This is a genomic window from Prevotella sp. DNF00663 (assembly GCF_001553265.1).
Classification (GTDB): domain Bacteria; phylum Bacteroidota; class Bacteroidia; order Bacteroidales; family Bacteroidaceae; genus Prevotella.
Genome location: NZ_KQ960606.1, coordinates 1 through 867, shown reverse-complemented (window position 1 = coordinate 867; position 867 = coordinate 1). Strand labels below are relative to the sequence as shown.

Below are 867 nucleotides of genomic sequence, written 5' to 3'. Positions count from 1 at the left end.
TTTAACAAAAATTTGAATAGCGAACTCGAAAATAACCTTTTTCTACCTACTAATAACGGTAAAGGAAAACGTTATAGAAATCGTAAAGGTCGTCTTTCTGAAAGCGAAATTATGACTATTCTTGTGTGCTATCATTTCGGTACATACCGTAACTTCAAGGAGTATTACCTCAACTGTATTCACAGACAACTCAAGCATGAGTTTCCCGACGCTGTATCCTACAATCGTTTCGTGGAACTAATGCCGCGTGTTTTCTTCCAGATGATGATGTTTATGAAGCTTTATGCCTTTGGTAAATGTACGGGAATAACATTTGTAGACAGTACAATGATACCTGTATGTCATAATGTACGGCGTTATTTTAACAAGGTATTTGCCGGTTTCGCGAAGAACGGAAAAGGTACTATGGGTTGGTGCCACGGCTTCAAACTGCACCTGCTCTGTAATGACTCTGGCGAGGTTATAACCTTCTGTCTTACAGGGGCAAATGTTGATGACAGAGATAAACGGGTGTGGAGCGTTTTTACAAAAGTCTTGTATGGAAAAGTGTTCGCTGACAGAGGATATATCAAAAAGGAACTTTTTGAAACATTGTTCGATCAAGGCATACATCTCGTACATGGTCTAAAAGCGAATATGAAGAACAAACTTATGCCTATGTGGGACAAAATCATGCTTAGAAAGAGATACATCATCGAATGTATCAACGAGTTGCTCAAGAACAAGGCTAACCTTGTACATTCACGGCATCGATCAATACATAATTTCATCATGAACTTGTGCTCCGCTCTTACAGCCTATTGTTTCTTTGACAATAAGCCGGAAGCACTGCCGGTACACGTAGAGAAATCAAGGCAATTGGAACTT

Annotated in this window: 1 protein-coding gene; it reads left to right on the top strand. The window is 39.4% G+C overall.

The window, feature by feature from the left end; all coding sequences use genetic code 11:
* The coding region (locus HMPREF3034_RS03875; protein WP_062433387.1) for an IS982 family transposase at positions 1-867 on the top strand (867 nt) is incomplete at both ends.